Origin of the sequence: Allobosea sp. TND4EK4 (assembly GCF_900156025.1) — a bacterium.
GTDB lineage: Bacteria > Pseudomonadota > Alphaproteobacteria > Rhizobiales > Beijerinckiaceae > Allobosea.
Genome location: NZ_FTMO01000001.1, coordinates 1 through 25472 on the forward strand (window position 1 = coordinate 1; position 25472 = coordinate 25472).

Genomic DNA, 25472 nt, shown 5'->3' on the forward strand with positions numbered 1-25472 from the left:
TCACCGGCGCCGCCCATCAGCACGTCGTTGCCGAGACCGCCACCCAGCGCGTCGTCGCCCTCCCCGCCCTTCAGCAGATCGTCGCCCGCCTCGCCGAGCAGCGTGTCGTCGCCAGCCCCGCCATCGACCGTGTCGTTGCCAGCACCAGCCGAAACCGCGTCGTCGCCGGCGCCGGCGAGGATCACGTCGTCTCGCACCGTGCCCGTCAGCGCGTCATCACCCGGCGTGCCGACCGGGACATAGGGTGCGACGGCAACGACCACGGTCGCGCTCGCCGCGCCGCCCTTGCCGTCGGAGACGGTGTAGGTGAACGACGCCTCGCCCGAGAAGCCTTCGGCAGGGGTGAAGACGACATTGCCCTGGGGATCGAGCGTGACCGTGCCGCCGGTGCCAGCGGAGACCGACTGGATCGTCAGCGTGTCCCCATTGGCGTCGCTGTCATTGGCGAGCAGCGCCGTCGCAGCGATCGTCAGCGCCGCGCCATAGGCTGTGCCGAGGCCGGCGTCATTGGCCGCGACGGGGGCTGCGTTGGGCGGGGCGATGGTCAGGCTGACCGTGGCCTGGGTGGTACCGCCGCGCCCGTCATCGACCAGGACGGTGAAGCTGTCATCGCCGGTGAAACCGGTCGTCGGCGTGTAGCGATAGGTGCCATCCGTGTAGACGAAGACCGAGCCATGCGACGGCCCCTGCTTCAGGCTGAAGATCAGCGACGATCCGGCGTCAGTATCCGCGGCCGTGACCTGACCGGTAACAAGGGTGTTCATCAGGCCGTTTGCCTCGGCGTTCACCGCCGTCGGCGCATGGTTCACCGGCAGCGTGTCGCCGGCATCGGCGATCTTGACGAAGTGGACATCGTCGAGCGCAACGCCCGCCCCCCACGAATCCTTCACGCCTGTGTCGATGAATTCGAGCCGGTTGGTGCCGTTGCCGGAGCCGCCGACCACCTCGAAGCTCAGGGTCGTCCAGCTCGCGCTGGTCTGCGGCGGCAGGCCGTTGAAGATGACCTCGCCGTTCCACAGCACGGTCACGCCGTCGTCGTAGCGACCCGTGTCGGAGTCCGAGAGCGAGAAGCTGAAGCGATAGGTCGCGCCGGTTTCCGCTTCCGTGATCGTCTGGCCGATCCGGTTGCGGGCCGTCTGACCGGCGCCGTCCAGGTCGATCCACATCCGGCCGTCCTTGGCGACGATACCACCATAATTGTCGAGATGCTGTTCGATGCGTTTAACGTTGACGTTGTTCCAGCCGAGGATCTGGCCATCAGTGTTCCGGTAGCCCCAATCGGAGCCGCCGTTGTAGTTGCCGGACTGGCTGATGTCTTCGAAGCTGCCGTTGACGATGAGATCGGTGCCGATCACCACCGTGGAGGTCGAGGACTTGACCGTCAGGTCGAACGTCGCCGTGTCCTTGCCGCCGTGCCCGTCATCCACCAGGAAGGTGAAGCTGTCGGCGCCGCTGAAACCGGCGGTCGGCGTGTAGCGATAGGTCCCATCCGTATAGATCAGGACCGTGCCATGGGCTGGCCCTTCGGCCAGGCTGTAGACCAGCGACGCTCCGGCATCCTGATCCGAGGCGGAGAGCGTTCCGGTGAAGACGGTGTCCTTCAGGCCCTCGGCCTCGCCATCGGCAGCCAGCGGCGCGTGATTGACCGGAAGGGTGTCACCGGCATTGGCGACCTTGACGAACTTGACGTCGTCGAGCGCCGCGCCGGCGCCCCAGGAATCCGTGACGCCCTTGTCGATGAATTCGAGCCGGTTGGTGCCGTTGCCGGAACCGCCGACCACATCGAAGCTCAGCGTCGTCCAGCGGGCGCTGCCCTGCGGCGGCAGGCCGTCGAAGATCACCTCGCCGTTCCACAACACCTTGACGCCGTCGTCATGATTCACCGCGTCGGAGTCGGAGAGCGAGAAGCTCACCCGATAGGTCGCGCCGGCTTCGACATGGGCGATCGACTGGCCGATTCGATCGACGGTCGTGCCGGTCTGCGAATGATCCATGTCGATCCACATCCGGCCGTCCTTGGCGACGACGCCGCCATAATTGTCCCAGTGCTGCTCGATGCGCTTGTTGTTGACGTTGGTCCAGCCGAGGATCTGGCCGTCCTGGTTCCGGTACCCCCAGTCGCTCGGACCGTTGTTGCCGGAGGATTCGCTGACGTCCTCGAAGCTGCCATTGACGACGAGGTCGGTGCCGAGCAGGATTCCCTCGGCGACGGTCAGTTTCACGGTCGACTCGACGACGCCGCCATGCCCGTCATTGACCAGATAGCTGAAGCCGTCGGCGCCGGCGAAGCCGGCAGCGGGCGAATATTTGTAGGTCCCGTCCGCGTTGAAGACGAGCGTGCCATGGGCCGGGCCGTCACCGAGACGATAGGTCAGCGCGTCGCCATTGGGGTCCGAGGCCATCACCTTGCCTTCGAAGGTGACGCCCTGGCTGATGAGCAGGCTGATATCCGGAGCCTGCGGCGCGACGTTGCCCGGAGTCGGGAGAACGGGATCGGCGATCTTCACCAGGCGCAGATCGTCGAGCGTCGCGCCGAAGCTCTGGCCCGCTCCCTCGAAGATGAGCTCGTTAGAGCCGTTTCCAGCGCCGCCGGTCACCATGAAATGGAGCTTGTCACCGCCGGTCGAGGGGACGCCCTCATAGACCACCACGCCGCCCCAGAGCACGCGCACCCCGTCATCGCCGGTCGGCAGGTCGGCGAGCGAGAAGCTCAGGCGATAAGCCGCGCCGGTCTCGACGCTCTGGATCGGGTAGGACAGCGTGTCGTTCGGGAAGCCTCCCTCGGCGACGAGGTCGGTCCCGACCGCAACGGTCGAGGGAATGGCGAGGCTCGGCGCATTGGCCAGAACGGCCTGCAGTTCCGGGAGCAGGGCCGCGACTTCGGCATCGCTGCCCTCCACGGCGAGCGCGGCGATTTCGGCCCCGGTCAACGTGAAGCCGTCGGAGGTCGTGATCGAAGCGGGCTGATGGGCCGGATCGACGCCGTCGAGCAGGACGAGCGCGTCGCTGGCGGAGCGAATGATCAGGTTGTTGCCGTTGCGGATGACGCTGACACTGGTCGGAGCGACACCCTGGAAGATGATCGTGCTGGTGGCGTCGAGCGAAACCAGGTCGATGCCGTCGCCGGCGCGGAAGATCACCCGGTCGCCGGTCGCCACGATGATGTCGTTGCCGGCACCGCCGGAGAGCACGTCGCTGCCCTCCCCGCCGGAGAGGTAGTCACGGCCCGAGCCCCCGGTCAGGCTGTCGTTTCCGGAGCCGCCGAAGAGCAGGTCATTTCCGGCGTCACCATAGAGCACGTCGTCGCCGCCGCCGCCGCGGGCGATGTCGTCGCCGGACATGGCATAGATGACATCGGCACCGACACTGCCGTTGGTCTCGCCGCCCTGATCGGTCCCGTAAGCGACCGTGGCGTTGTTGAGGAGCTTTTCGAGCGCCGGACGCGACAGCTGCGTGTTGTCGTTGATGATGCCGTCCACGCCCAGGCTCAGGGCGTTGCGGACATCGGCCTCGTTGCCGGCGACGGTCCAGCCATTGACCTTGAGCCCGGCCGCATGGGCGGCGGCCACCGTCTCCGCGGTGATCAGGGCCATCTGCGGCGCAAGGGCATCCAGTTGGCCCATCGAACCATTGGGGTTGGTGACGTCGGTGATCTTCGCGCCGGTGATGTTGTCCGTCAGCCAGACCAGCGGGAAATCGACATGATACTTGTTGTCCATCAGATCGCGGAGGACCTCATGGTCGGTTGCGAAGGTCTGGAAGACGATGTGCTCCGCGTCGGCGAAGTCGTTTGCCACAAGCTTCTCGAGCAGTGCGTCATAGGTCGAATAGCCGGAGCTTTTGGTCTCGATCAGGATGCCGAGCTTCCGGCCGGTCTCGATTTCCATCTGCTTGGTCAGCGTGATGAGTTCCTCGAGGGTCACGATGCCCGGAACCAGGGCCCGCACCTCCGCGAGCGTCATGTTCGCGATGCCGCCCGCGAGATCGTCATGATGGCTGACGAGCGCACCGTCCTTCGTCAGGCGGAAATCGGTCTCGACATAGTCCGCCCCGTATTTGAACGCCCATTTGTAGGCGTCGTACTGGTTGTCCGTGTAGGGGTTGGTGCCGCGATGGGCATATAGAACGGGCTTGTCGGCCATGGTTTGTCTCCAGAAACAGGCAACAGACGGTCGTTCCCGGCAGCAGGCTTGCTGCGGGCATGCGTGAAGAACAGATCTCGCTGGTGAGCCGCGCCTTGCCCGGAGCAGCTTCTTTTCGTTGGGCTACGGCCTCACGGCCGGCTCCGCGCTCTTGATGAACTGGACCCCGGACCGATCCAGTATCTGCAGGATAGAAGCCGGCGGCTCTGCCTCGCAGAACACCGCCGTCACCTGATCGATGCGCCCGCCATGAACATGGGCCGGCCGGGTGAATTTCGAGGAATCGAGGACGAGGTAGGATTTGCGGCAATGGCGCAGCATCGCCTCGCGGGCGCGCACTTCCTCCTCCGAGAAATCGAGCAGGGACCCGTCCTCGTCGATCCCGCCGACGCCGAAGATCGCGATGTCGACCTTGTAGGACGCGAAGAAGTCCTCGACGGGCGGACCGCAGACGTCCAGATCGCCTCCGCGCACGGTGCCGCCTGCGATCGCCAACGCGAAATCCGAATTCTGACCCACCATCATCGCCAGCGGCAGGTTATTCGTGACGATCTTCAGCTGTCGGTGGGAAAGCAAGGCCTCGGCGACGAATTGCGTGGTGGTGCCGATGCCCAGTGAAATCGACTCGCCATCGCTCACCCGGCTCGCGACCATGGCGGCAATGCTCTGCTTGGCTTCCCGATGAAGCACGCGACGATCCTTGAAGGTGAGATTCCCGCTCCGGGCGAGGCTCTCGATGCCGCCATGTCGTCGCCTGGCGACGCCCTGATCGCAAAGCGCGACCAGATCGCGACGGATCGTCTGCGTGGCGACGGAGAAATGCGACGCCAGCTCTTCGACGCTGATGAAGTCCCTGTTGCGCAGCATGTCGGCGATCACGGTCTGCCGCCTGTCGGAGCCCGCCGCCGTGTTCAAATGAATTCCGTTCATGTTCATATGATTGCGATAGCGCCGCCCTGTGACGCTCGTGCGACGGTTAAGCGATGCTTAAAAATCAAAATCAGAATCGGCAGGGCCAGCTCCCGCGTTCCTGGGCGGCGGAGTGAAGCTCAATCGCGCTTCAGCAGGCTGTTTCGCTTGAGCCGCGCCTGCCGACGCGTCCGGGGCCTTGCCGAGCCAGGGGTGGGGTCGCTCGCACGGCCGAATTCGTGATCGCGGAGCCCGGACAGGTCGGGCTTGCGGAGGCAGCTCAGCCATTCACGCATCGTGCAGAGCAGGTTCGGCCGAGCGGCAGCACCCAACGAAAAACCCCGCCGGTGTCCCGGCGGGGTTTCATTCGAGCCGGAGGCATATCTGCCCCGGGCTGTTGGTGCGTTCGCCGTCAGACGAAGCGGAAGTCGTCTGCCGCGAGGCTGGCGAGGTGCACGCCCTTCAGCGTCAGCGTGGTGTCGGCGTCGATGGTGAAGACGGTGTCGGTGCCGATCTGGGCCGCCGCGCCCATCGCATCGTCGAAATCGGCGAAGAGGTCGATGTCGAACTCCAGCACGTCGGAGCTCGAGCCCGAGGTCCTGAAGTCGATGACCTCGTCCTTGCCGAACCCCGCCGCGAAGACGAAGGCGTCATGGCCCGAGCCGCCGGTCAGGATGTCGGCACCGGCGCCGCCCTCGATCCGGTCGTCGCCCGAGCCGGCGTCGAGCCGGTCGTTCCCCGCCCCGCCGAGCAGGACATCGTTGCCCGAGCCGGCATCGATGGCATCGTCGCCCTCGCCGCCGTCGAGGCGGTCGACACCCGAGCCGCCCTTGATCACGTCGTTGCCGAGGCCGCCGAAGACGGCATCGTCGCCCGAGCCGCCATCGATCGTGTCGTCGCCTTCGTCACCCGAGAGCGTATCATTGCCGGCCCCGCCCTTGAGGCTGTCATTGCCCGCCCCGCCGTCGAAGGCATCATCGCCATTGTTGCCGATGATGATGTCGTTGCCGGCGCCGAAGAGCAGCTTCTCGATGTTGATGAAAGTGTCCGAGCCGATGCCGTCGCCGGAGACCTTGCCCGCCGCGAAATCGACGGTGATCGGGCCGGTCGCCTGGGCCAGGAAGAGCGTGTCATAGCCGGCGCCGCCATCGATGACATCGTTGCCGAGATCGGCCAGGATCAGATCGTCGCCTTCTCCGGCGAAGATCCTGTCATCGCCAGCGGCGGCGAAGATCGAGTCGTTGCCCGCGCCGCCATAGATGACGTCGTGGCCGTCGCTGGTGGTGATGTCGTCGTTACCGTCGCCAGCGTCGAGCGTGACAGCGCCGAGATAGCTGTTCATGGTCAGGCGGTCATTGCCGCTGCCGAGACGAATCTCGCCCGTGACGGTGGAGCCTACATAGAGGGTTACGACGTCGTCGCCGGCCCCCATGTCGATGGCGACGCCGTCCGAACCCGCAGCGATCACACCGGAACTGCCCAGCTTGTCGTTGCCGGCTCCCATGCTCACGCCACCGGAGATCCGGCCGGAGCTCGTGTTGATGATCTCGTCATTGCCCTCGCCGGCATCGACCGTGGTCCAGTCTCCGGTCTCGCCCGAGACGACGATGATATCATCGCCCGTTCCGGCATCGACCGTATCGCCGGCGTCGGCGCTGATGGAGTCGTTGCCCGCCCCGCCGTTCAGTTCGTCTGCGCCGGCGCCGCCGAGCAGGATGTCATCGCCATCGCCGCCGTCGAGCGTATCGTCGCCCGCGCCGCCTTCGAGGCGGTCGTCGCCGACCCCACCGACGAGCTGGTCGTCGCCTGCGCCACCGACGAGGCTGTCATTGCCGGCCTCGCCGAGCAGCGTGTCGTCGCCAGCCCCGCCATCGACCGTGTCGTTGCCAGCACCAGCCGAAACCGCGTCGTCGCCGGCGCCGGCGAGGATCGTCTCGTCCCAGGGCCGGCCGGCGAGCACGTCGTCGCCCTCCGTCCCGACCGGCGCCACCACGGCGTCGTCCAGCACCGTGTCGTTGCGCGCATTGAGGTTCTGGATGCGCTCGTCGAGCTCGACCGAGGTATCGGCCACGTCGAACGCGGTTTCCTGCGTGCCGTGGAAGGCCTGCATGAACTCCCCAAGCGCCTGCTGCTCGCCCAGCAGGGCCGTTCCGGCCGGAGTGAAGCTGGCGATCACCGCGTTGTCGGTGAAGTTCAGCGCCTCGTCGACGGGCGCCGACAGCGTGCCGTCGCTGAGCAGGTAACGGAAGTTCGAGCCGTTAGCCTTTGCGGGATAGCCGTCACCGCCATTGGCGAGGAAGTTCAGCGTCACCACCGTGATCGTCGCCGGCACGCCGGCCTGGAGCACGCCATTGTCGTAGAGCACGTAGGAGACGCCGTTGCCGTCGACCAGCGCGATGTCCGAGACGCGGCTGCCGGCCGGCAGGTCCGGATCCCAGGAGAAGGAGACGCCGCCGATCTGCGGGAACCGACCCTGCAGCGTGCCGGCCGCGACACCGTGCTCGAGGAGCGCCTTGAGACCCGCGGCCGTGGTGTCGAAGGCCATCAGCTTGTTGTCGAAGCGCAGGGAGTTTTCGATATCGAGCTGCGAGACGCCGCCCTCCGCCTTGCCGGCCTCGGCATTGGCCGGGGGCGGCAGCTTGTCGACCGTGCCGTCAACCGGATCGGGTGCCGAGAGCGTGCCGATCTGGGCGCGGATGCCGCCGCCGTTCTTGAACGAAACCACCACCAGATCGTCGGAGGCGCCGAGCGCCTGGCGCGCCGCATAAGCGTTCGCATCGGCCGAGAGCGAGCCGAGATTGGTCTCCTCGCTGCGCACGAAGGCGCGCTCGCCCTCGAGATAGACGTCGGTGTAGCCGAAGACGTTGCCGTCCTTGACCGCAATGACGTCACCGACCGCGTCCGTGAGATCGGCGACCTTGTCGCCCTTGGTGCCTTCGGCGAAGGCGGTGTCATCGAGATTATCGACGGTCGTGTTCCAGGCCTCCGCCACGTTCTCTTCAGTAGCCGCATAGGCGCCGTTGATCGCGGCATCGTCATCGAGATTGTCGACGATGATCCTGCCCTGGGCGTCGAAATCGACCTTCAGGCGGCCGAGATAGGTGTATTCGTTGTCGGTATTGACGATGAGCGTCGTGCCGCCCTCGGCATCGGTGATCACCAGCGGATAGGTGTCGGCGAAGTTGGCGTCGTGGCCGGGGAAGGAGACGGCCTCGTCATCGGCATCGCCCAGGCGGGTGTTGGAGCCGGCCGCGAGGATGATGTCGACGCCCTTCAGCAGGGTGGCGAGCTGCTTCTCGTTGGTGATGTTCTGCAGATGCGCCTGCAGGATGATCTTGTTGATGCCGTCGGCGCGCATCTGGTCGATGATTGGCTGCAGCTGAGCGGCCAGCAGCGCCATGTTGTCGCTCTCGCCATTGGCGCCGGGGCCGGTCGGGAAGCCCTTGATCTCGGTGCCGGTCGGCGAGGAGATCGCCTCGAGGATCTGGGTGGTGGCGCCGACGATGCCGATGCGCTCGCCGCCCTTCTCGACGACGACGGCGGGGACGATCTTGCCCTTCACCGTCGCGGCGTTGTCGTAGATGAAGTCGTTGGCCGCCGCTCCGCCCAGCGTCTTGTCGGCGATGCCGCGGATCGCGCTGTCGCCGGACACGTCGAGATTGGCCGATACCAGCGCGTAATTGGCGCCGACCCAGCCGCCGCCGGCATTGATGCTGCCGGCGAAGGCGGTGGAGCCAAGATCCCATTCATGATTGCCGATGGCCGAGACCTCGACACCGAGCACGTTGTGGATCGCAGTGTCGACCGCGCCGATCGGAACCGTGGCATTGGCCGCCAGGGTCGAGCCGGTCACGGCGTTGAGCGTCGCGATCACCGAAGGGTCGGTGCCGGCGGCGAGGAACGGCCCCGGCAGATAGGTGTCGCCGCCGGCGAGGATCAGCGTGTTGGCGTAGTCGTCGTCGAAGGCATCCACCAGCGCGGCGAGGTTCTTGGCGGTCGAGCCGGCGAGCAGCCCGGCCTCGCCGTCGGAAAGGTGCAGCAGCTGCAAGGTAAAGGCGGGAGCGGACACGGGTTCCTCCGTCAGGTCGATGCCGATGATGATCGGGTCATGGTCGGACACGCGGGCGATCACCTCCGGATCGAAGATCGAGGGGTCGCGCTCGTCGGTGGCCAGGTTGGAATTGAAGTTGAGCTGGTAGTCGACCGCATCCGCCTCGTCGGCATTGATGTGGACGTCGGCGACGCCGGTGACCTGCGCCGAGAGGCTGCCATTGGTCAGGATATGGTCGAGCGAGCCGGTCTGGCCGTCGAAGACGTAGCTGTAGCCATCGGCGCCCTGATCGGTGAAACCGGCCCCGACGAGCACGTCGATCGGGTCCTCCTTGGCATAGGCATTGAGGTCGCCGAGGATGAGCACGTCCTCGTCGTCGGAGCCGGTCGGGTCCGTCGCCAGCCATTCGACGAGGGCTTCGGCGGCGAGTTCGCGCTGGTGGTTCCAGCTGCCATTGCCGTCCTTGATGTCGGCATCCTCGCCCGTGCCGGAACCGCCCTTCGACTTGAAGTGATTGACGACGGCGGTGAATTCGCCGCCCGTCGCGATCTCCTCGAAGGTCACGGCCAATGCCGCGCGGCTGGTGTTCGCCCCGTCGAAGATCGCGCCGGTCGTGCTCTGGCCAAGAAGCGCGGCCGAAACGTCGCTGTCGTCGAGGATCGCGACCTCCGTGTCGAAGGAGACGCGCACCGAGGTGACATTGTAGATGAAGCCTACCGCGATGGCGTCGCCGCCGACGAAGGCCTGGCCGGGCCGGACCCAGTCGAAGGTGTAGGAGCCGGTGACGGTGTTGAGCTGGTCGACGAGATGCGCGATCGCATTGCCGCTCGAGCCTTCGATGAAATTGTTCTCGAGTTCCATCAGGCCCAGCACGTCGGCGTCCAGCGCGATGATGCTGTTGACGAGCTTGGCGGTCTGCCGGTCGAACTCGGCCTGGGTCTCGGCGCCGCGCGGCTCGGAGCCGTTGACGGTCAGCGTCCCGTTGTCGAGCGTGGTGAAGTAGTTGAGCACGTTGAAGCTGGCGATCTTCAGCGTGCCCCCGACATCCGGGAAGGTCGTCGGGCGCGGATTCGCCGAGACGACGTCGTTGATGCCGACACCGTTCTCGACCGCATGGACCCGGAACTCGTTGAAGTCGTAGTCGAGCACGCCGGTCAGCCCGGTAATCGTGTCGCCCATGCGGGGTGCGGTGGTGGCGTTGTAGTCGCCATCGACGACCGTGTTGTCGAGATTGGGGTTGGAGACGCTGCGGCCGTCGTCGAAGACGATCGAGCGCGAGGCGATGTCGCGCAGATGCGCATCATAGCCGGCGACGCTGGCCTCGTTCTCGACCGTGAAGGAGCTCGGGCGCTCGCCCTGGGTGAGCCGGATCTCGCCGAACTGGTCGAGATTGAACTGCTCGGTAATGGTCAGCGTCTCCGTGAAGCGGACCAGCATGCCCTCATACTGTTCGAGCGCGGGAACGTAGCCACCGTCGGACGCCGTCTGCACGCCGATGCTCGGCAGGGAGATCTGCGCGGCCATCGTGTTCACATCGGCAACGGCGCCGGCCTGGACCACGGACACGGTCGAGGCGCTGAGCTCGGTGTTGCCGAAGGCTTCGGCCACGGTGCCGGTGACCCGAACGCGGTCGCCGATCTGCACGTCGACGCCGAGGCTGGCATAGGAGACGAAGATGCCTTCCGACGACAGGACATTGCCGTCGGAATCGCTCGCCTCCTCCTGCAGCCAGAAGCCGCCGAGGTTGCGGGCCGCATCGCCGTCGCCATTCTGGAAGTCGCCGACGACGATCGCCTCGACCGTCACGGTCTGGCCGACCATCGTGCTCGCCTGGCCGGCGCCCTGCACGGCGCTGATCAAGGTGAGCGCGACACCGTCGTCATTGGCGATCGTGGCGCTGGCCTGCCGCGACGAGGTGCCGAGCGTGGCGGTGATGGTGAAGTCCTCATCGGCTTCGGCGACAGCATCCTCCACCGTGGTCACGGTGAAACTCGCCGAGCTCTGGCCCGCGAGCACGGTCACCGAGGCCGGAACACCGGCCAGATCGGCCGTCGCGCCCGTGGCCGCCAGGGCCACGACGGTGTCGACCGCGACCGGGGCGCTGAGCGTGAGGGTGTAGGTGAAGCTCTCGCCTTCGGGCCTGGCCGCCGCATCCACCTCGAGCGAGGTGATCGACACCGCGGAGGACCCACCGGCCGGCGCGCTCGAGACGACGATATCGTCGATGCCGACCCACTCGTCATTGCCGCTCGCATTGGTGGTGAGGATGCGAACCTCGACCTGCGCCTGGCCGTTCGCCGCGGCCGGCAGCATGAGCGAGACCGGCGTCACCTGCGTGGCACTGCCGCCCGTCGTGACGTCGGCAAAATAGCCGCCCGTCACATTGGTCCAGTCGCCCGCGCCGCCGATGCGGTACTGGACAGCCAGCTGCTGCACGGCGTTGTCGGACGAGCCATCAATGTCGCGCGCGTTGAAGGCGACGGTCACGTTCTCGCGGCCCGTGGCATCGAGATAGAGCACGAGGCTCGGCGCATCCGCCGTCCCGGAACCTGCCAAAGCGATGGTCGGATCGGCGACCGCAAACTCGGCGACGCCGCCGGTCGTGAAGCTATTGGGGTTGGTCTGGTTCGCGTTGACGTCGATGGCACCCAGCGCCGCGCCGGTCAGAGTCTGCGGATCGGCACCCGTGGCGCTGCCGATATCGCCGAGATAGCCGACGATGCTCGGCACGCCGCTCCAGCCGTCATTGGCGGAGATCAGGCCGGGATCGGACCAATTCTGGGTCAGATTACCGCTGGCGAGCGAGAAAAAGGCACTGGACATCAAAATCTGCTCCCGGAAAGACGCGACAAGGGCCGTGCTGTCGACAGCCGCAAGGGCATGGCTGCGCTGACCAGCGACGCCGCAAAAGGGGCAGCGCAGCACCCCATCGCGTCACCCGCCAGAAAGCATTAACCATGCGGAATGCTCAGTAAATACCCGATATGACAGATCGATGAACAGAATAAGTCGGGAAAATTATCTTCTTCTCAGTTATTTAGCCAATTCATTTTATTCACGCTTCTCCGGAACGCGAATTGGATCATTGATATTCTTTACAATACTGCTATGAACATAATCGCCTTCAGGAAATTCAGGAGCGGTGGATGCGACGCTCGCGACTGCCGGCAGCAACGCTCGGCAGTCCTGATCCCGCACGCCGCCTCGGATAGCGCGGGCAGAGGCGCGAACGACCATGAGAACCCATCGATTGCTTGCGATCGGTCACGATACCGATGGCGGCGATGGCCTCCTGACCGCCTGCATCGCGGTGCTCGAGGCCAGTACCCAACGTGCAGGCACGTTCCAACTGGACATCGCCCGTCGCGATGACCGGACGCCAATCGACAGACCCGGCTCAGCGGCCCCGAGCGATTTTCTGGAATCTGTTGGCTCCGCAGATGCCGTCTTGCTGGTGACGGGCGAGCATGGCGCTACCGATGATCAGCCGTTCGCCGCCGTTCGGAAGACGATCGTCGCCTGCCTCGACCTTGCGGTGACCGTCTGTCCCATTCGGACGCTGAACGGGCTTCACAGCCCGCTCCTTGACATCTCGCCTCCCCCGTTCGACTGGCTCATCGTTGGAGGCATCGACGCCGCAACGGACCCCGGCCATGGCGAGCATACGCCCAGCGCTTCCGACATCGGCCCGGTGCGCGATCACCGGATATCGAGGCAGCCCGACATCGAGCGCGTGCTGCGCCACGCCTTCCAAACGGCGCGATCGCGCCTGCGCAAGCGCCTGACGGTGGTCACGGAAGCCTATCCGCTCCGTCATGACATGGCGATATGGAGGGAGACTGCGGAGCATGTTGCGCAGGGCTATCCGGATGTCGTCGTCGATTATGCGCCGGTTCCCGCACTGGGTGAGCGAATGACACATCATCCGCAAACACTCGATACGATCGCGACATCCAGCCTCCATACCGATGCGCTGTCCGCATGGGCCGCCGCCCTCGCCGGCCCGCCGGGCGCCTTCGCCTCGGCCAGCCTCAATCTAAAGGGACGAATTCCCGCATTGTTCGAACCACTCCAGAGCTCGGCTTCGGGACCAGCTATCGAGGCTGCCCGCCTTCCCATCGGGGCATTCTGGGCATGCGCGATGTTGTTCAACCATCTCGGCGAGCGAGACTCCGCGGCGCTGCTGATGCAGGCGATCGAGGCGCTCAGCAGCGATCGTGTCGTGAGGTTTCCGATCCGTGGTGGCGACGGTCTCCTCGAGGCTGCGACCGAATTCGTCGTGTCGTCGATCCGGAACCAGGCAGGCTGAACGCGGCCATGTCGTGCCGCCAGCAACGCAGCACGACAGGCAGCCGTGGCGAGCATCCCCCAGCCTGGATGGCCGGTCGACGGCAATCGCAACGGGCGCGGAGACCTTCCCTCATCGGTGCGTCCTTCTGCTCGGTGGGTAGCACCCCCAGGAACCCCGTGCGGCATTGGGGGCCGGCACGGCCGGCGGCGACGGTCGCGAGGTGGTTGCCTTGGATGTTGGCCTGGACGGCGGCGCAGGCCTCGCCATCCGGGGTGCCGGCAGTCCGGTCGAGCTGGCATGAGGAGCCCATGGAGGGCTCGACCTTGCCGACCGCGACGTCGTCGATTGCCGCCTAGTCCATGACCACGCGGACGAAGGTGCCGTCCCGGCGATCACATCGCCGGTCACGCCGACGCTGCGCTGCATTCAAGGGAATTCAATGGCACCTTACCCAATATTGGTTTTAAGCAGTCCGGTAATTCTGCAAAAATGTAGACGCACGTCGCGCCTTGGAAGGTGCCCAAAATTGTGTTCGCCTTTCTTATCGCCGCGCTTGAACTGCCCCCCAAACTCCTATCTCTGTCGGAAAACTTGCTAATTCTAAAATTAGGTCGCAATAAAACCTTTATAAAGGCCCCTTGATCAATTGCTTATGTTCGAATTTCATCAAAAGGAAATACCAATTGACCAAATTCGAATTCTTCAAGATGCACATCGAATCTACTTTTTATTAAATTGATATAATCAATGAATGAATCGTCGCATCTTCGAGAGTCTTTACCTTCCAATATTTTCATAAAACGATTGTATTCATTTTCCGACCTTGCGCAAATATCTCCATAATCCATCCCCTTGATTTCTAATTCTAATGCCTGATTGAATTCCTGTTTATCTTCATTATATTGTTTTTGTTTTCTTATTTCTGCAATGTTTGATTTCATATCCTTCTTAATTTTGCATATGGTTCTTTCAGATACCCCAAGCAAATCAGCCACATCAGCGGACCTAATATTCTCAAAAGAAGACAGGATGTATATCAGCTTCAGCAAAGTAACTGTCTTAACATGAGAATTACGAAACGGTCCGACTGATCTCACACAAAATTTTCTGCGGCAAGCATAGCACTTCCACATGCCGCTCGACTGACCTCCTAACCGACCGACCTTTCCGGAGCGGCAGTGTGGACATGACGGCGGCCCCGCCCAAACCAAAGCTTCGAGCAGAAGCGTCGCGGAATGCTCATTCCTAAGATAGTCCGTGAGACCCATCGGATTCCAGCTCCTGCGCCTTTGGCATTGCTACCTTTGGCGGCACGGTTTTCCTTGCCCGTCGTCAAAAATCTTCCCGCTCCACGCCCATTTGATCGTTATCAATGAGAGCATCCACTACCGGGGAGGATGAGCGGCTTGGCTGTGCAGCCTTGACTGCGGGCAAGACTGACGTGCCTCCGGCACAGCCTGCTACCGCGTGACTCGGCCGCAGCCGGAACTTGACCGCCCTCAAGGAGTTGCGGGGACCCTCGTGCTTCCGTCTCCCCGTCAACCCCGCGAGTTCTTCGATGGCGACGCATCGCGATCAGGCGAGGCTGTCCGAACTCGTCCACGCAAGGAGACGATCATGGCCGAGGTGATGACCAAACTTCCCGTCAAGGGATCGAGAGACGTGGCGCCGGCCGCCCCCAGCGGAGAACTGGCTGGTCTGGAGCGATTGTGGGACGAGGTCGAGCGCATCCTCGACGGCTTCGGCCTGCGTTCGGCGCGTCGGCCTTTTTCGACCCCCCTGCCCTTCGATCTGACCCTGCCTCGCTTCGAGCGCTGGGCAGGAGCACCTGCCGTCGACGTAGCCAAGACGGCGAGCGCCTACGAGATCACTGCCGAGTTGCCGGGCATCGCGCCGACCGATGTCGAAGTCAAAATGACGGAAGGCATGCTGTCGATCAGCGGTGAGAAGAAGAGCGAAAAGGTCCGCGACGAAGAGGACGCCTATGTCTCGGAGCGCCGATACGGCAGCTTCTACCGGTCCTTCCGGCTTCCGGACGACATCGCCGCCGACAAGATCGAAGCCCGCTTCGCCAATGGCGTGCTGAGCATCTCTGTGCCTCGACGCAAGCAGGCGCTGCTCAAGGAAGAGGTCATTCCCGTCAAGGCCGCGTGAAGCGCCTGACACCGCGAGGCTTCGCTCGATCGCCCCCCTGTGGTGGAGCCTCGCGGGCTGCCTGGCCAGCGAGCACCGACAGCGCCGGTCGACACCCACATCGGAGACGAAGACGATGTACATCATCAAACTGGCGCCGACAGACGTGGCGCACTCGGCGGCCCAGCCGGCGGCGACGTTTGAAATCCATGCCCCGCTCGACGACAAGCTGGCCCTCGATCCTCGCGCATGGCGCCGAAGCCACGAGCGTTGCCGTGTGAAACGCAGCGAGCTCGGCAAGGCCGATCAATATGGCTGGCTGACCTGCAGGACCGTGGCGAGCGGAAATGACTGGCAGATCGCCTTCGGAGAAACTCCGCATTCGGCGACGACCGGCCGTGGCAATCTCATCGGTCATCGCTTCAGCGTCGGCGAAGCGATCTCCATCAGGGACGACAGCGGCCATGTCACGCGCCTTCGCGTGGCCAGCCTGCGATTTCTGATGCCGAGACCGAAAATGCAGCAGAGCTTCCTGCAGACGACACGCGGCAGCGGCTTGGTCTCCCACAGCCTCGCCACGATGAGACATGGATGATGACAATGGCCGAGCGGCCATGTCGAACGCGTCATCACGGGCAAAGGCAAGCGGATCTGCCGGCCAGTAAGGCTTGAGCCAAAAGGTTCCCTCGCGATCGCCGGCCAGACATCACCCGCAGGATCGACATTCAGCAGTTGAGCAGCAGTTCCAGCCGGTCGATCAGCTCCGCTTGCGCGGGCAGGATCCTGAGCCTGGCTTCCGCGAGTCCGAGCCAGGCCACCCGATCGACCTCCGCAAACCGGAGCCTGGCGCCGCTGCGAGGTGGCCATTCGATCTCGACCATGCTCGTACACAGAAAGTCCGACACATTGAAATCGCCTTCCAGGGCGAAAGCCTCGACGACCTTCCCAGCTTTTTGAGTGACTTGGCCAAGCGATATCAGAAGGCCGGGCGGCGGTTGGCCCACCTCCTCGGCAAACTCGCGCAACGCCGCCTCTTCTCCGCTTTTTCTGCGGAGGCAACAACGCCCTTGGGTATCGACCAGCTTCCCCGGTCTCTCTTCGACCAGAACGGGCCGCCGGGATGGGCCAGCAGGACCTGGATGCCGGCGACCGACCGGCGATACAGCAAGATTCCGGCGCTCCGGATCGCCATGAGCCACTCCGCTTCGATGCCACAAGTTGCCGGCACATTGAGCTGCATCAACGACAGGCGCGCGGGCATCGATACAGTCTCGCCGTAGAGTGCCAGCGGCCCTGGAAAAAATCAGGAGGTTTAGATGGCTACCGCGACGACGAAACCATTTCCCTCACCTTCCGCAAGCACGCAGGACGCGCGCGCCGCGGGCCCCATGATCGACGACGGCATGCAGGTGCTTTCGACCCAGCTTTCCTCCATCGGCATCGTACCGCAGAAGCTCTGGGAGCTGCAGCTCTCAATGCTGTCAGAGATATTGGGGTTCGTTGCGCGGCGCACCCAGGCCCAGGCCGAGTTATGCGGGCGCCTCGGCCGTTGCAGTGATTTCTCGGAAGCGGTCGAAGCCCAGCAGGATTTCGCGAATGGGGTCGGCGGCGCCTATGCCGAAGAGGTCGAACGCCTCTCCAGCCTGACCCGGCGGAGCCTCGATGCCTGGAAGGGCGTCGGTGCGCAGCTCATTTCGGGACATGCGATCGAGAAGAAGGCCGCCTGACGGCATCGTCGCGATGCTATGCTGCCCGCTCCTTCGCACCGGAGGGGCGGGCTCACCGCGTGGATGTCAGGGTCGCGAGCCTATCCGCAGCGATGCTGGCTTCTTCATCGGTGGGAATGACGAGGACCGGAACTCGACTTCCAGCCATTCGATCCGAGCCGCATTGGCAAGGTTCCCACCGCGATCGAACTTCAATCCCAGCCAACCCGACCGGTCGACGACCGCCGTCCGGATTTCCGGCTGGTGTTCGCCGATGCCGGCTTTGAACCAGCCTTTCCATATCATTGATCACTTCATCGGTGATGCGACAGGTCTCGGTGAAGCGGTCCCCGCCATGAACGATGCGGTGACCGGCCGCCACAGCGACGCTGGATCGAGAAGGCTGGAGACGGGCCGCGACCAACTTCGCCAAGGCACATGACGCGATGCGCGTCTCAAGCGAGTGCGCAACCGCATGACCGAAAACGTCCTGCTTCGCGAAAGCAGCGTCGAGGGGGGCCGGATTGTCATCGCCCGAACCGGCCGCAAAGGCGTCGATCACATCCGGGCCGACCAACCGCTCGACCAAGACGCCGTCGCCAACCGCCAGTTCCTCGAAAGTCCTGTTCTGGTCAGCAAGGACCGCTTCACGGGGTCACCTTTGCAGCACATACGTGCCGGGCGCGTCGCAGTACGGCTCGTGGCCTCGCGATGGATCGCCGATGACCGGCGCGGGCACACGCTCGCTCGCTGAGTGCGCCTTCAGCCATCGGCTCCAGGCGGGCCACCACGAACCGTCGTGGTAAGCGGCGGAAGCCAGCCATTCATCCGGTCCCAGGCAGATTCCTTCATGACGCTTCAACGCCATCCGATAATGCCGCCCTGGGCGGCCGGGCTCGCTCACAATGCCCGCGTTATGCCCGCCGCTCGTCAGGACGAAGGTAAGATCGACATCGGTGAGCAGGTGCAGCTTGTGGACAGAGCGCCACGGCGCGACGTGATCGCGTTCGGTCGCCACCGCGAAAACAGGCTGGCGCAAGTTCTGGAGCGCGACCGGTCGGCCGTCCGCGATGAAGCGCCCGCTGGCAAGGTCGTTACCGAGATAAAGGCGCTCGAGATACTCGGTCTGCATGCGGTAAGGCATGCGCGTGGAATCCGCGTTCCACGCCATCAGATCGAACATCGGCGCACGCTCACCCATAAGATAGTCATGGATCAGGCGCGACCAGATCAGATCGTTCGAGCGCAGCAGCTGGAACGCCGCGGCCATTTGGTCTGCCGAGAGGTAGCCGCGGTTCCACATCATGCTGTCGAGGAGTCTCAGTTCGCTCGCATCGATGAAGAGAGCAAGTTCTCCCGGTTCGCTGAAATCGGTCTGCGCCGCCAGCAAGGTCAGCGAGGCCAGGCGGACGGGGCCGTCCACCGCCATCGCGGCGGCGGCTATGGCGAGCAAGGTCCCGCCGAGACAATACCCTGCGGCATGGATCGGCCGGCCCGGCAGAATGCGGTCCACCGCGGACAAGGCCGCCATCACCCCGTCCCGGCGGTAATCCTCGAGTGCAAGATCGCGATCATCCGCGCCGGGATTGCGCCAGGAGATGCAGAACACGGTGAAGCCCTCGCCGATCAGATAGCGAACCAGCGAGTTCGTCGGCGAAAGATCGAGAATATAGTACTTCATGATCCAGGCGGGCACGATCAGGATCGGCTCGGCATGCACGCTTTGCGTGGCGGGCGCATATTGGATCAGTTCGATCAGGTGGTTGCGGAAGACGACCTTGCCCGGGGTGACCGCAACCTCCTTGCCCGGGCGAAAATGCTCCGCGCCAGCCGGTGGCAGACCTGCGACGAACCGATGCACATCCTCTGCCCAATTGCGCAGCCCTTCAACGAAGTTGGACCCAGCTGTTGCGTGGGTTTGCGCGAGGATCTCTGGGTTGGTCAGAGGGTTGTTGGAGGGCGACCAAAGGTCGAGGATCTGCCGGGCAACAAACGAAACGACCTCCTCGTGGTGCGGTTCGACGCCCGGAACCTCGTGGGTTACGTTGTGCCACCATTGCTGCTGCAGCAGAAACGCCTGGGCCATGAAGCTAAATGGTGGCGTTGTCCAGCCGGGAGCGTCGAAGCGCCGGTCGCCTGGCAGCGGAGCGATGCACGGCTCCGTGGCGACGTGCGTCATCGTCGTCGCGAGGTGCCCGGTGAGCCTGAGCGCCTTGTGGAAGCCCTTGTAGGCCAACTCCATCTGCTTGCCCGGCGCGCCGCCCAGGTGCAGCCACCAGTCCAAGCCCGCCAGCGCCAGAGCTGAGGGTGAAAACCCACCGGTCCAGCGCGCGGTCGCCGCCTCGCGCATGCGATCGATCGCGTCGAACGTCTCCAGCCCGAGCGGCTCCTCCCGGCAGAGTTGCCGAATATCCTGTTTCCGAGGGATGCGTCGGCGTCTCGACATCGCGCCATCTCCTGATCGTAGCCACACCTTGGGAGGATCAGCAGCCAGGGACCTTGACGTCGATCAAAGCTGTGCGGGGCCACGGCGCCATGATCCGCATGGCTGGAGCTCGCCGATGAAAGCCATGGTCCTCACCAAACCGCGCGGGCCGCTCCTTTTCCTGATGAACCTGACCTGCGCACCCGGTTCTCTGACTGTGCTTGGACCAGGCGCCGTGCTCGTCATCAAGGGCCGGACCGACATCGCGACCTTGATGACCTTTCTGTCAGCAACCGGAAAGATCGTCGATCCCTGGAATGCTGTCGTCGATTGGGCCCGGGCGGTCGCCGCGACGACCGTCAGATACCGCCTCTTGGCGCAGGCCTTGGCAGAGCCCATCACGGCCGGGGTTCCTGGTTGAGCCGACAGGACACGCAGCGTCAGCGGTTCTGCCGCCCTGTCAGATCCTGATCGGTAAAAGGCGACGCAATCGGCGTCTGAATGCGGACGAACCCGACGTTGCCTGCCTGATGGCAACCGTTGCACGCCTCGGTCAGGCCCATATAACCGGCGTTGAAGGTTGCGACATCGTCCCGTTCCGCCGCCTCTCTCATCGCCGCAAGTGGCTTGCCGGTGGCGTTCACCAGCTCGACCGGGATCATGGTGTAGAAGAGAGCTGAATCCGTCAGATCAGCACTGATATGGTCGAGCTCGTAGTGGACGAGCGCCCAGTTCCGTGCCTGGCCGGCATACCAGAGCTTGATGTGCCGCGACTGGATCAGGCTCATAAGGTTGCCGAGGCTGAGCTGGGAACGCGCCAAACCCAGGCGCGGCGGCGGCTCCGCAAAGGGTGTCGACTGGCCGAGGGCAGCTGCCGCGCCAAACAACACCGCGAGGACCGCGAGCCCCGTCCGGATCGCCGGACGCCCCGGTTCGGTTCGCGTCGTTGCAACGTCGGAGGTGGTCGTCATGGATATGGCTTTCTTTGCCTCAAAGCCGCTCGCAGGCTTTCCTATATTTTCCTTTTTTAATCAGAGATTTGCCAGAATTCTCTCGATTTCAAGGAGAGGATGTTTGTTGAGATCGCGGTGAATTTCCGCCTTGACCCTGTCGCGGAGACGGGCATCGATGAGGCGTCGCAATGCAGCCAGCAGAGGCGGAGGCGCGACGATGACGATCTCGGCCGCCTGAAGCCGGTCTGACTCACTTTTGAGTCGGTGCGCGACATTGCGGGCGAAATCGAGATCGGCCAGGCTGCGCCAGTCCTTGGTCTCGACCGCGCTGGTCGGACCGATCGCATTCTGTAACCGGCCCGGCCGGTCGGAGCCCTGCTCGCGGTTGCGCGGGTTCGACGGCGCGGTTTCGACGTGCTCGACATTGAGATGGGGCTGGACCGAGGTGCCGGTATTGCGCAGGAACAGCGCCTTGGCGGCGTCGCAGATGACGACCAGCGCGTCATGAGGAATGCTTGCTGTCATCGCCTCACCCTTGCAGCTTCAACGATGAGCCAGCGTCGCCGATCGACAGGCCCGATGCTTTGATCTGTCGCAAAATCGGCTTCTTCGCCGCGGGCGAAGCGCACGCTCCCGCGGGACAGTTCAGTCACGTCAGAAGGCGCGGAAGCGCCGTACGAGTCCGGGTCGACGACCTCCGGGGGCGTGGCGCCGGCGGCTTATGCCGCTCATCGCCGTCCTCTTCAGTGCCTCCGCCAAACTCAGATAGGCGATGGCGATCACGCCGATCGAGAAGAGCCATGACGACGGGATTGCGACGAACCCAAGGGCGCTGCCGACGGGTGTCAGAGCGAGGACGAGCGCGAGGACAAGCGCTCCGAGCGAGGTGAAGACAAGCGCCGGATGCGGCCGGCTGCGCCAACAGCGCAGAGTCGTCCGGATGACGAAAATCACGAGGATCTGCGTGAGAACCGATTGGACGAACCAAGCGGTGCGGAAGGAGGCCACGTCTGCCTGAAAGACGAGCAGAAGCAAAGCGAACATGGCCAGATCGAAGATCGAGGACAGCGGCCCCATGATGAGAGTGAACCGGAGCACGCTGCCCATCTGCCATTGACGGGGGCTGGCGACGTCATCGGGATCGGCTTCGTCGAAAGGAATACCGATCTCCGAGAGATCATAAAGCATGTTGTTGACGAGGATCTGCAACGGGTTAAGCGGCAGAAAAGGCAGGAACACCGAAGCCAGCGCCATTGAGAGCATATTGCCGAAGTTCGAGCTCGTCCCCATGCGCAGGTATTTCATGATGTTCGCATAGGTGCGCCTGCCCTCAGCAATGCCTCTAGCGACCACGCTCAGATCCGCTGCGAGCAGCACGATCGCGGCCGCTTCACGCGCCACCTCTGTACCCGTGTCGACGGAAAGGCCCACATCGGCTGAGTGAATGGCCGGCGCGTCGTTGATGCCGTCGCCGATGAACCCCACCGTATGGCCGCCGCGGCGCAATGCGAGGACGATCCGCGCCTTCTGCTCCGGCTCGACGCGCGCGAAGAGATCGGTGCCGGCAACCTGCCGCGCCAGAGCGGCGTCTCCCAGCGCCGCTACCTGCTCGCCTGTCATGAGTCTCCTGACCGGCAGGTCGAGAGTGGCGGCGAGATGTTGCACGACCGGAGCAGCGTCTCCCGAAATCACCTTGATCCGAACTCCCATCCGGGCCAGTTCAGCGGCCGCCTGCCCCGCTGAAGGCTTGGGGGGATCAAGGAAGGCCGCGCAGCCGACGAAGATCAGGGCGTTCTCGTCCTCAGGCGAGAGCACTTGCTGGTCGGCCATGGGTTTGCGCGCGACCCCCAGAAGGCGAAGCCCTTCCGCGCCGCGGCCATCGATGAAGCGCAGGATGCGCTCGCGCGCGGCATTATCCAGACGCTGGATTCCCCCCTGGTCATCCTCGGCCCGGTCGCAGAGCCGAAGCAGTCCTTCCGGTGCGCCCTTGACGACAAGTTCCTGCTCGGCGCCACGGGCAAGCAGGACCGAAGAGCGGCGTCTCGTGAAGTCGAATGGCAGACGCGCCACGGGATCCCAACTGCGATCAACCGCTTCAGCGGAGGCCAGCAGCGCGTCATCGAGATTGTTGCGCGGACTGCCACAATGAAGACTGTTCAACCGCGCGAGACCGGTCACGCGCTCGCTGCTTGAACCTGCGGCATCAAAGCTTCCGACATGAGCGATCCGGGCCTGCGTCAGCGTCCCGGTCTTGTCGGTGCACAGCACGTCCATGGCCCCGAGATCGTAGATCGCAGACAACCGCTTCACGACGACGTCACGCTTGGCCATCCGCATGGCGCCGCGCGCGAGCGTCACCGTCATCACCACGGGGAGCAGCTCCGGAGTGAGCCCGACGGCGAGTGCGACCGCAAACAGGAAGCTTTCCATCGAAAGCCCTTGCCGCACCAATTGCGTGAGCAGGACGAACAGCACGAGGAAGCCGGTAAGGCGCAGGATCAACAGGCCCAGCCGATGCACACCGCGCTCGAAGGCCGTCGGCGGTTCACTTTGCTGCATCGAGCGAGCGACCGCGCCAAGCTTGGTGTCCGGCCCGGTGGCCACGACGAGCAGCTTGGCTTCGCCGGCCACGAGACTGGTGCCGCCGAACAGGGCGGCGCCGGGGCCCGGCACAGATTGCATTGCGGCGCGCTTCTCCACCGGAAAGGCCTCGCCGGTCAACGCGGCCTCGTCAGCCATCGCGTCGGTGCTCTCCAGGATGACGCCATCAGCCGGGACGAGATCGCCCGCGCGCAGCAAGACCACGTCGCCGGGCACGACGTCCCTCAGAGGGATTTCGCGGACGGCGCCGGATCTCAGAACGTCGACCCGCACGGCGATCTTGCGCCGAAGCGCATCGACCGCATGCTCCGCTTGCGTCTCCTGCACCACATCCAGGAGGACCGAAGCAAAGATGATCGTGGCAATGATCAGCAGGCTCTGCCAGTCGCCGGTCACACCTGCGATTGCGGCTGCGATCAGCAGGATGGCGATCAGTGGATCGAGGAGTCGCCTGACGACCTTAGCCAGAGCCTGTCGCCGCAACCGGGGCACCGATACATTTGGGCCGTGCGATTTGAGCCGGGCTATTGCCTCCCGCTCGCTGAGCCCTTCCGGTTGGGTACGCAGCCGAGCCATCAGGGCAGCTGGCGCCTCCTGAAGCGAGGCCGCGTCGCCTGGAGACTGAAGCGACGCGTTCATGAAGAGCTTCCCGAGATGGGCCCGTCGACGACTTCGAGGATGCGGTCGCAGCGCCGGGCCAATGGCATGTTGTGCGTGACGAGCAGAAAGCGGGTTCCCGAACGCTGGCTTTCCTCCCTCATCAGTTTGAAGACGCTCTCCGCCGAAACGCTGTCGAGATTTCCGGTCGGCTCGTCGGCCAAGATGAGGTCCGGGCGCTGCCTATCTCGACGCGGTAAGGCGTCTCGACATGACCACTGGCGACGACCTTTTGGACGAGGTCTCCATGCGTCACGACGTCGACGACCACCGCCGGGCCAACCAGGATGCGCGCGACCTGGCAGATGCCGATTGCGGTTAGGGCGACAAGCGATGAGACCACAGGCCCTGCAGACTCCGACGAGGCAGAAGGGCCTGTCTCGGCCCTGCCGGGGGCGGGCGCCGAGCCTTCGCCGCCCCAACCTCTTCGGTTTCTGCAACGCGCTGGTCCATGCCGGCCGCGCCTTAAGGCGTGACCGCGACTTTCAGAACCCCGTCACGCTGATGCGCGAAGAGCTCGTAGGCCTGCTTGATCTGCGAGAGCGGAAAGCGATGGGTCACCAGTCCGGCGAGGTCGACCCGGCCCGATGCCACCACCTGTAGAAGCCGACGCATCCGCTCCTTGCCACCGGGACATAGCGTCGTGACGATGCGGTTGTCGCCGAGGCCGGCGGAAAACGCCCCGAGAGGAATAGTGAGATCCTGCGAATAGACGCCGAGCGACGACAACGTGCCGCCCGGCCTCAGCACGCGCAAGGCGGCCTCGAAGGTCTCCTGCCGTCCGAGCGCCTCGATCGCGACATCGACGCCTCGTCCGTCCGTCAGCTGCATGATCTGCGCGACCGGGTCGCCCTTCGAGAAGTCGACGATGTCGTCGGCACCGAGCTTCCGGGCCATGGCCTGGCGCTCCGGCACCGATTCAACCGCAATGATCCGGGACGCGCCCATCAACCGGGCACCGGCGGTCGCGCAGAGGCCGATCGGCCCCTGGGCGAAAACGGCAACGCAGTCCCCGATCCTGACGCCGCCGCTCTCGGCTCCGGAAAAGCCCGTGGACATGATGTCGGGGCACATCAACACCTGCTCGTCCGTCAGGCCGGATGGCACGGGCGCCAGATTGACCATCGCATCGGGGACCAGCAGATACTCCGCCTGCGCTCCGTCTATGGTGTTGCCGAAGCGCCAGCCGCCCATGGCCTTGAAGCCGTGGCGTTCCTCCGGCCCGTCCTGAGAATGGCACCCGCACAGGCAGGCGGTGCTGTGGCCGGAGGGGGTGATCGCGCCGGCGATGACACGCTGGCCCTCGCGGAACCCCTTCACCTCGGATCCGAGCTTTTCGATGATGCCGACCGGCTCATGGCCGATCGTCAGCCCGCGCGCGACGGGATACTCGCCCTTCAGGATGTGAATATCGGTGCCGCAGATGGTGGTCGTCGTGATCCGCAGAAGAGCGTCGAGCGGCCCCACCTCCGGCACGGGCTTGTCTTCGAGCTCGATGCGGCCAGGTTCGACGAAGATCGCGGCACACATCATTTTCGCGTGCCGGGTGCGGCTCGTCACCGGCTTGGCGATGAGAGGGGTCTGCATGTCCGATGTCATTTCGG

Annotated in this window: 17 protein-coding genes and 2 pseudogenes; 5 read left to right on the forward strand and 14 right to left on the reverse strand. The window is 64.4% G+C overall.

Annotated features, from left to right (window positions below; genetic code table 11):
- The 3 genes from BW981_RS23565 to BW981_RS00015 form a co-directional block, all read right to left on the reverse strand.
- Positions 1-4142, reverse strand: a 4142-nt coding sequence (locus BW981_RS23565) for an Ig-like domain-containing protein (RefSeq protein ID WP_076435103.1), incomplete at its 3' end; no start/stop codon positions are given.
- A 123-nt stretch (positions 4143-4265) separates the two neighbouring features.
- Entirely contained in the window at positions 4266-5072 is an 807-nt protein-coding gene (locus BW981_RS00010) for a DeoR/GlpR family DNA-binding transcription regulator (protein WP_139333554.1), read from the reverse strand.
- A 391-nt stretch (positions 5073-5463) separates the two neighbouring features.
- On the reverse strand, positions 5464-11925 hold the full coding sequence (locus BW981_RS00015; protein ID WP_076435107.1) for an ExeM/NucH family extracellular endonuclease: 6462 nt from the start codon (positions 11923-11925) through the stop codon (positions 5464-5466).
- 412 nt (positions 11926-12337) lie between these two features.
- Here BW981_RS00015 and BW981_RS00020 point away from each other — a divergent pair, with 412 nt between their 5' ends.
- The gene (locus BW981_RS00020) at positions 12338-13411 is read left to right on the forward strand and encodes an isocitrate/isopropylmalate family dehydrogenase (protein ID WP_083712060.1); all 1074 of its coding nucleotides are present in this window, start codon (positions 12338-12340) and stop codon (positions 13409-13411) included.
- Positions 13412-14043: 632 nt separating this feature from the next.
- Here the strand turns inward: BW981_RS00020 and BW981_RS00030 are convergent.
- Entirely contained in the window at positions 14044-14661 is a 618-nt protein-coding gene (locus tag BW981_RS00030; RefSeq protein WP_076435113.1) for a transposase, read from the reverse strand.
- Between the two features lie 349 nt (positions 14662-15010).
- Between BW981_RS00030 and BW981_RS00035 the strand changes: the two genes are divergently transcribed.
- Positions 15011-15547, forward strand: a complete 537-nt coding sequence (locus BW981_RS00035; RefSeq protein ID WP_076435115.1) for an Hsp20/alpha crystallin family protein — start codon at positions 15011-15013, stop codon at positions 15545-15547.
- 115 nt (positions 15548-15662) lie between these two features.
- On the forward strand, positions 15663-16121 hold the full coding sequence (locus BW981_RS00040) for a hypothetical protein (RefSeq protein ID WP_076435117.1): 459 nt from the start codon (positions 15663-15665) through the stop codon (positions 16119-16121).
- Positions 16122-16251: 130 nt separating this feature from the next.
- On the opposite strand, the gene BW981_RS23660 is transcribed toward BW981_RS00040, so the two are convergent.
- Together BW981_RS23660 and BW981_RS23665 are read right to left on the reverse strand one after the other, a co-directional pair.
- Complete coding sequence (locus BW981_RS23660) at positions 16252-16551, reverse strand: NUDIX hydrolase (RefSeq protein ID WP_348521392.1); 300 nt, start codon at positions 16549-16551, stop codon at positions 16252-16254.
- Complete coding sequence (locus tag BW981_RS23665; protein ID WP_348521393.1) at positions 16503-16787, reverse strand: NUDIX hydrolase; 285 nt, start codon at positions 16785-16787, stop codon at positions 16503-16505. Before BW981_RS23665 ends, BW981_RS23660 begins: the two co-directional genes overlap by 49 nt.
- A gap of 55 nt (positions 16788-16842) precedes the next feature.
- On the opposite strand from BW981_RS23665, the gene BW981_RS00050 reads away from it, so the two are divergent.
- Positions 16843-17253 (forward strand): hypothetical protein, encoded by a 411-nt coding sequence (locus BW981_RS00050; protein WP_139333555.1) that lies wholly within the window; start codon positions 16843-16845, stop codon positions 17251-17253.
- Between the two features lie 52 nt (positions 17254-17305).
- On the opposite strand, the gene BW981_RS00055 is transcribed toward BW981_RS00050, so the two are convergent.
- Complete coding sequence (locus BW981_RS00055) at positions 17306-17821, reverse strand: MaoC/PaaZ C-terminal domain-containing protein (protein ID WP_076435121.1); 516 nt, start codon at positions 17819-17821, stop codon at positions 17306-17308.
- Between the two features lie 66 nt (positions 17822-17887).
- Positions 17888-19678 (reverse strand): PHA/PHB synthase family protein, encoded by a 1791-nt coding sequence (locus BW981_RS00060; protein ID WP_076435123.1) that lies wholly within the window; start codon positions 19676-19678, stop codon positions 17888-17890.
- Positions 19679-19793: 115 nt separating this feature from the next.
- On the opposite strand from BW981_RS00060, the gene BW981_RS00065 reads away from it, so the two are divergent.
- On the forward strand, positions 19794-20078 hold the full coding sequence (locus tag BW981_RS00065) for a hypothetical protein (protein ID WP_076435125.1): 285 nt from the start codon (positions 19794-19796) through the stop codon (positions 20076-20078).
- 19 nt (positions 20079-20097) lie between these two features.
- Here BW981_RS00065 and BW981_RS00070 read toward each other — a convergent pair whose 3' ends face one another.
- From BW981_RS00070 to BW981_RS00095, 6 genes and pseudogenes are all read right to left on the reverse strand, one after another.
- Positions 20098-20628: a hypothetical protein gene (locus tag BW981_RS00070; protein ID WP_083712062.1), complete on the reverse strand. Its 531-nt coding sequence runs from the start codon at positions 20626-20628 to the stop codon at positions 20098-20100.
- Positions 20629-20688: 60 nt separating this feature from the next.
- Complete coding sequence (locus BW981_RS00075) at positions 20689-21135, reverse strand: baeRF12 domain-containing protein (RefSeq protein ID WP_076435127.1); 447 nt, start codon at positions 21133-21135, stop codon at positions 20689-20691.
- Positions 21136-21264: 129 nt separating this feature from the next.
- A complete protein-coding gene (gene mgtA, locus BW981_RS00080; protein WP_076435130.1) occupies positions 21265-23850 on the reverse strand; it encodes a magnesium-translocating P-type ATPase in 2586 nt (861 codons plus the stop codon).
- A pseudogene (locus BW981_RS00085) lies at positions 23847-24044 on the reverse strand (ABC transporter ATP-binding protein); the annotation flags it as partial. The gene mgtA and the pseudogene BW981_RS00085, both read right to left, overlap by 4 nt.
- 2 nt (positions 24045-24046) lie before the next feature.
- A pseudogene (locus BW981_RS23340) lies at positions 24047-24196 on the reverse strand (efflux RND transporter periplasmic adaptor subunit); the annotation flags it as partial.
- 137 nt (positions 24197-24333) lie between these two features.
- Positions 24334-25398 (reverse strand): NAD(P)-dependent alcohol dehydrogenase, encoded by a 1065-nt coding sequence (locus tag BW981_RS00095; RefSeq protein WP_175624038.1) that lies wholly within the window; start codon positions 25396-25398, stop codon positions 24334-24336.
- Between the last annotated feature and the right edge of the window lie 74 nt (positions 25399-25472).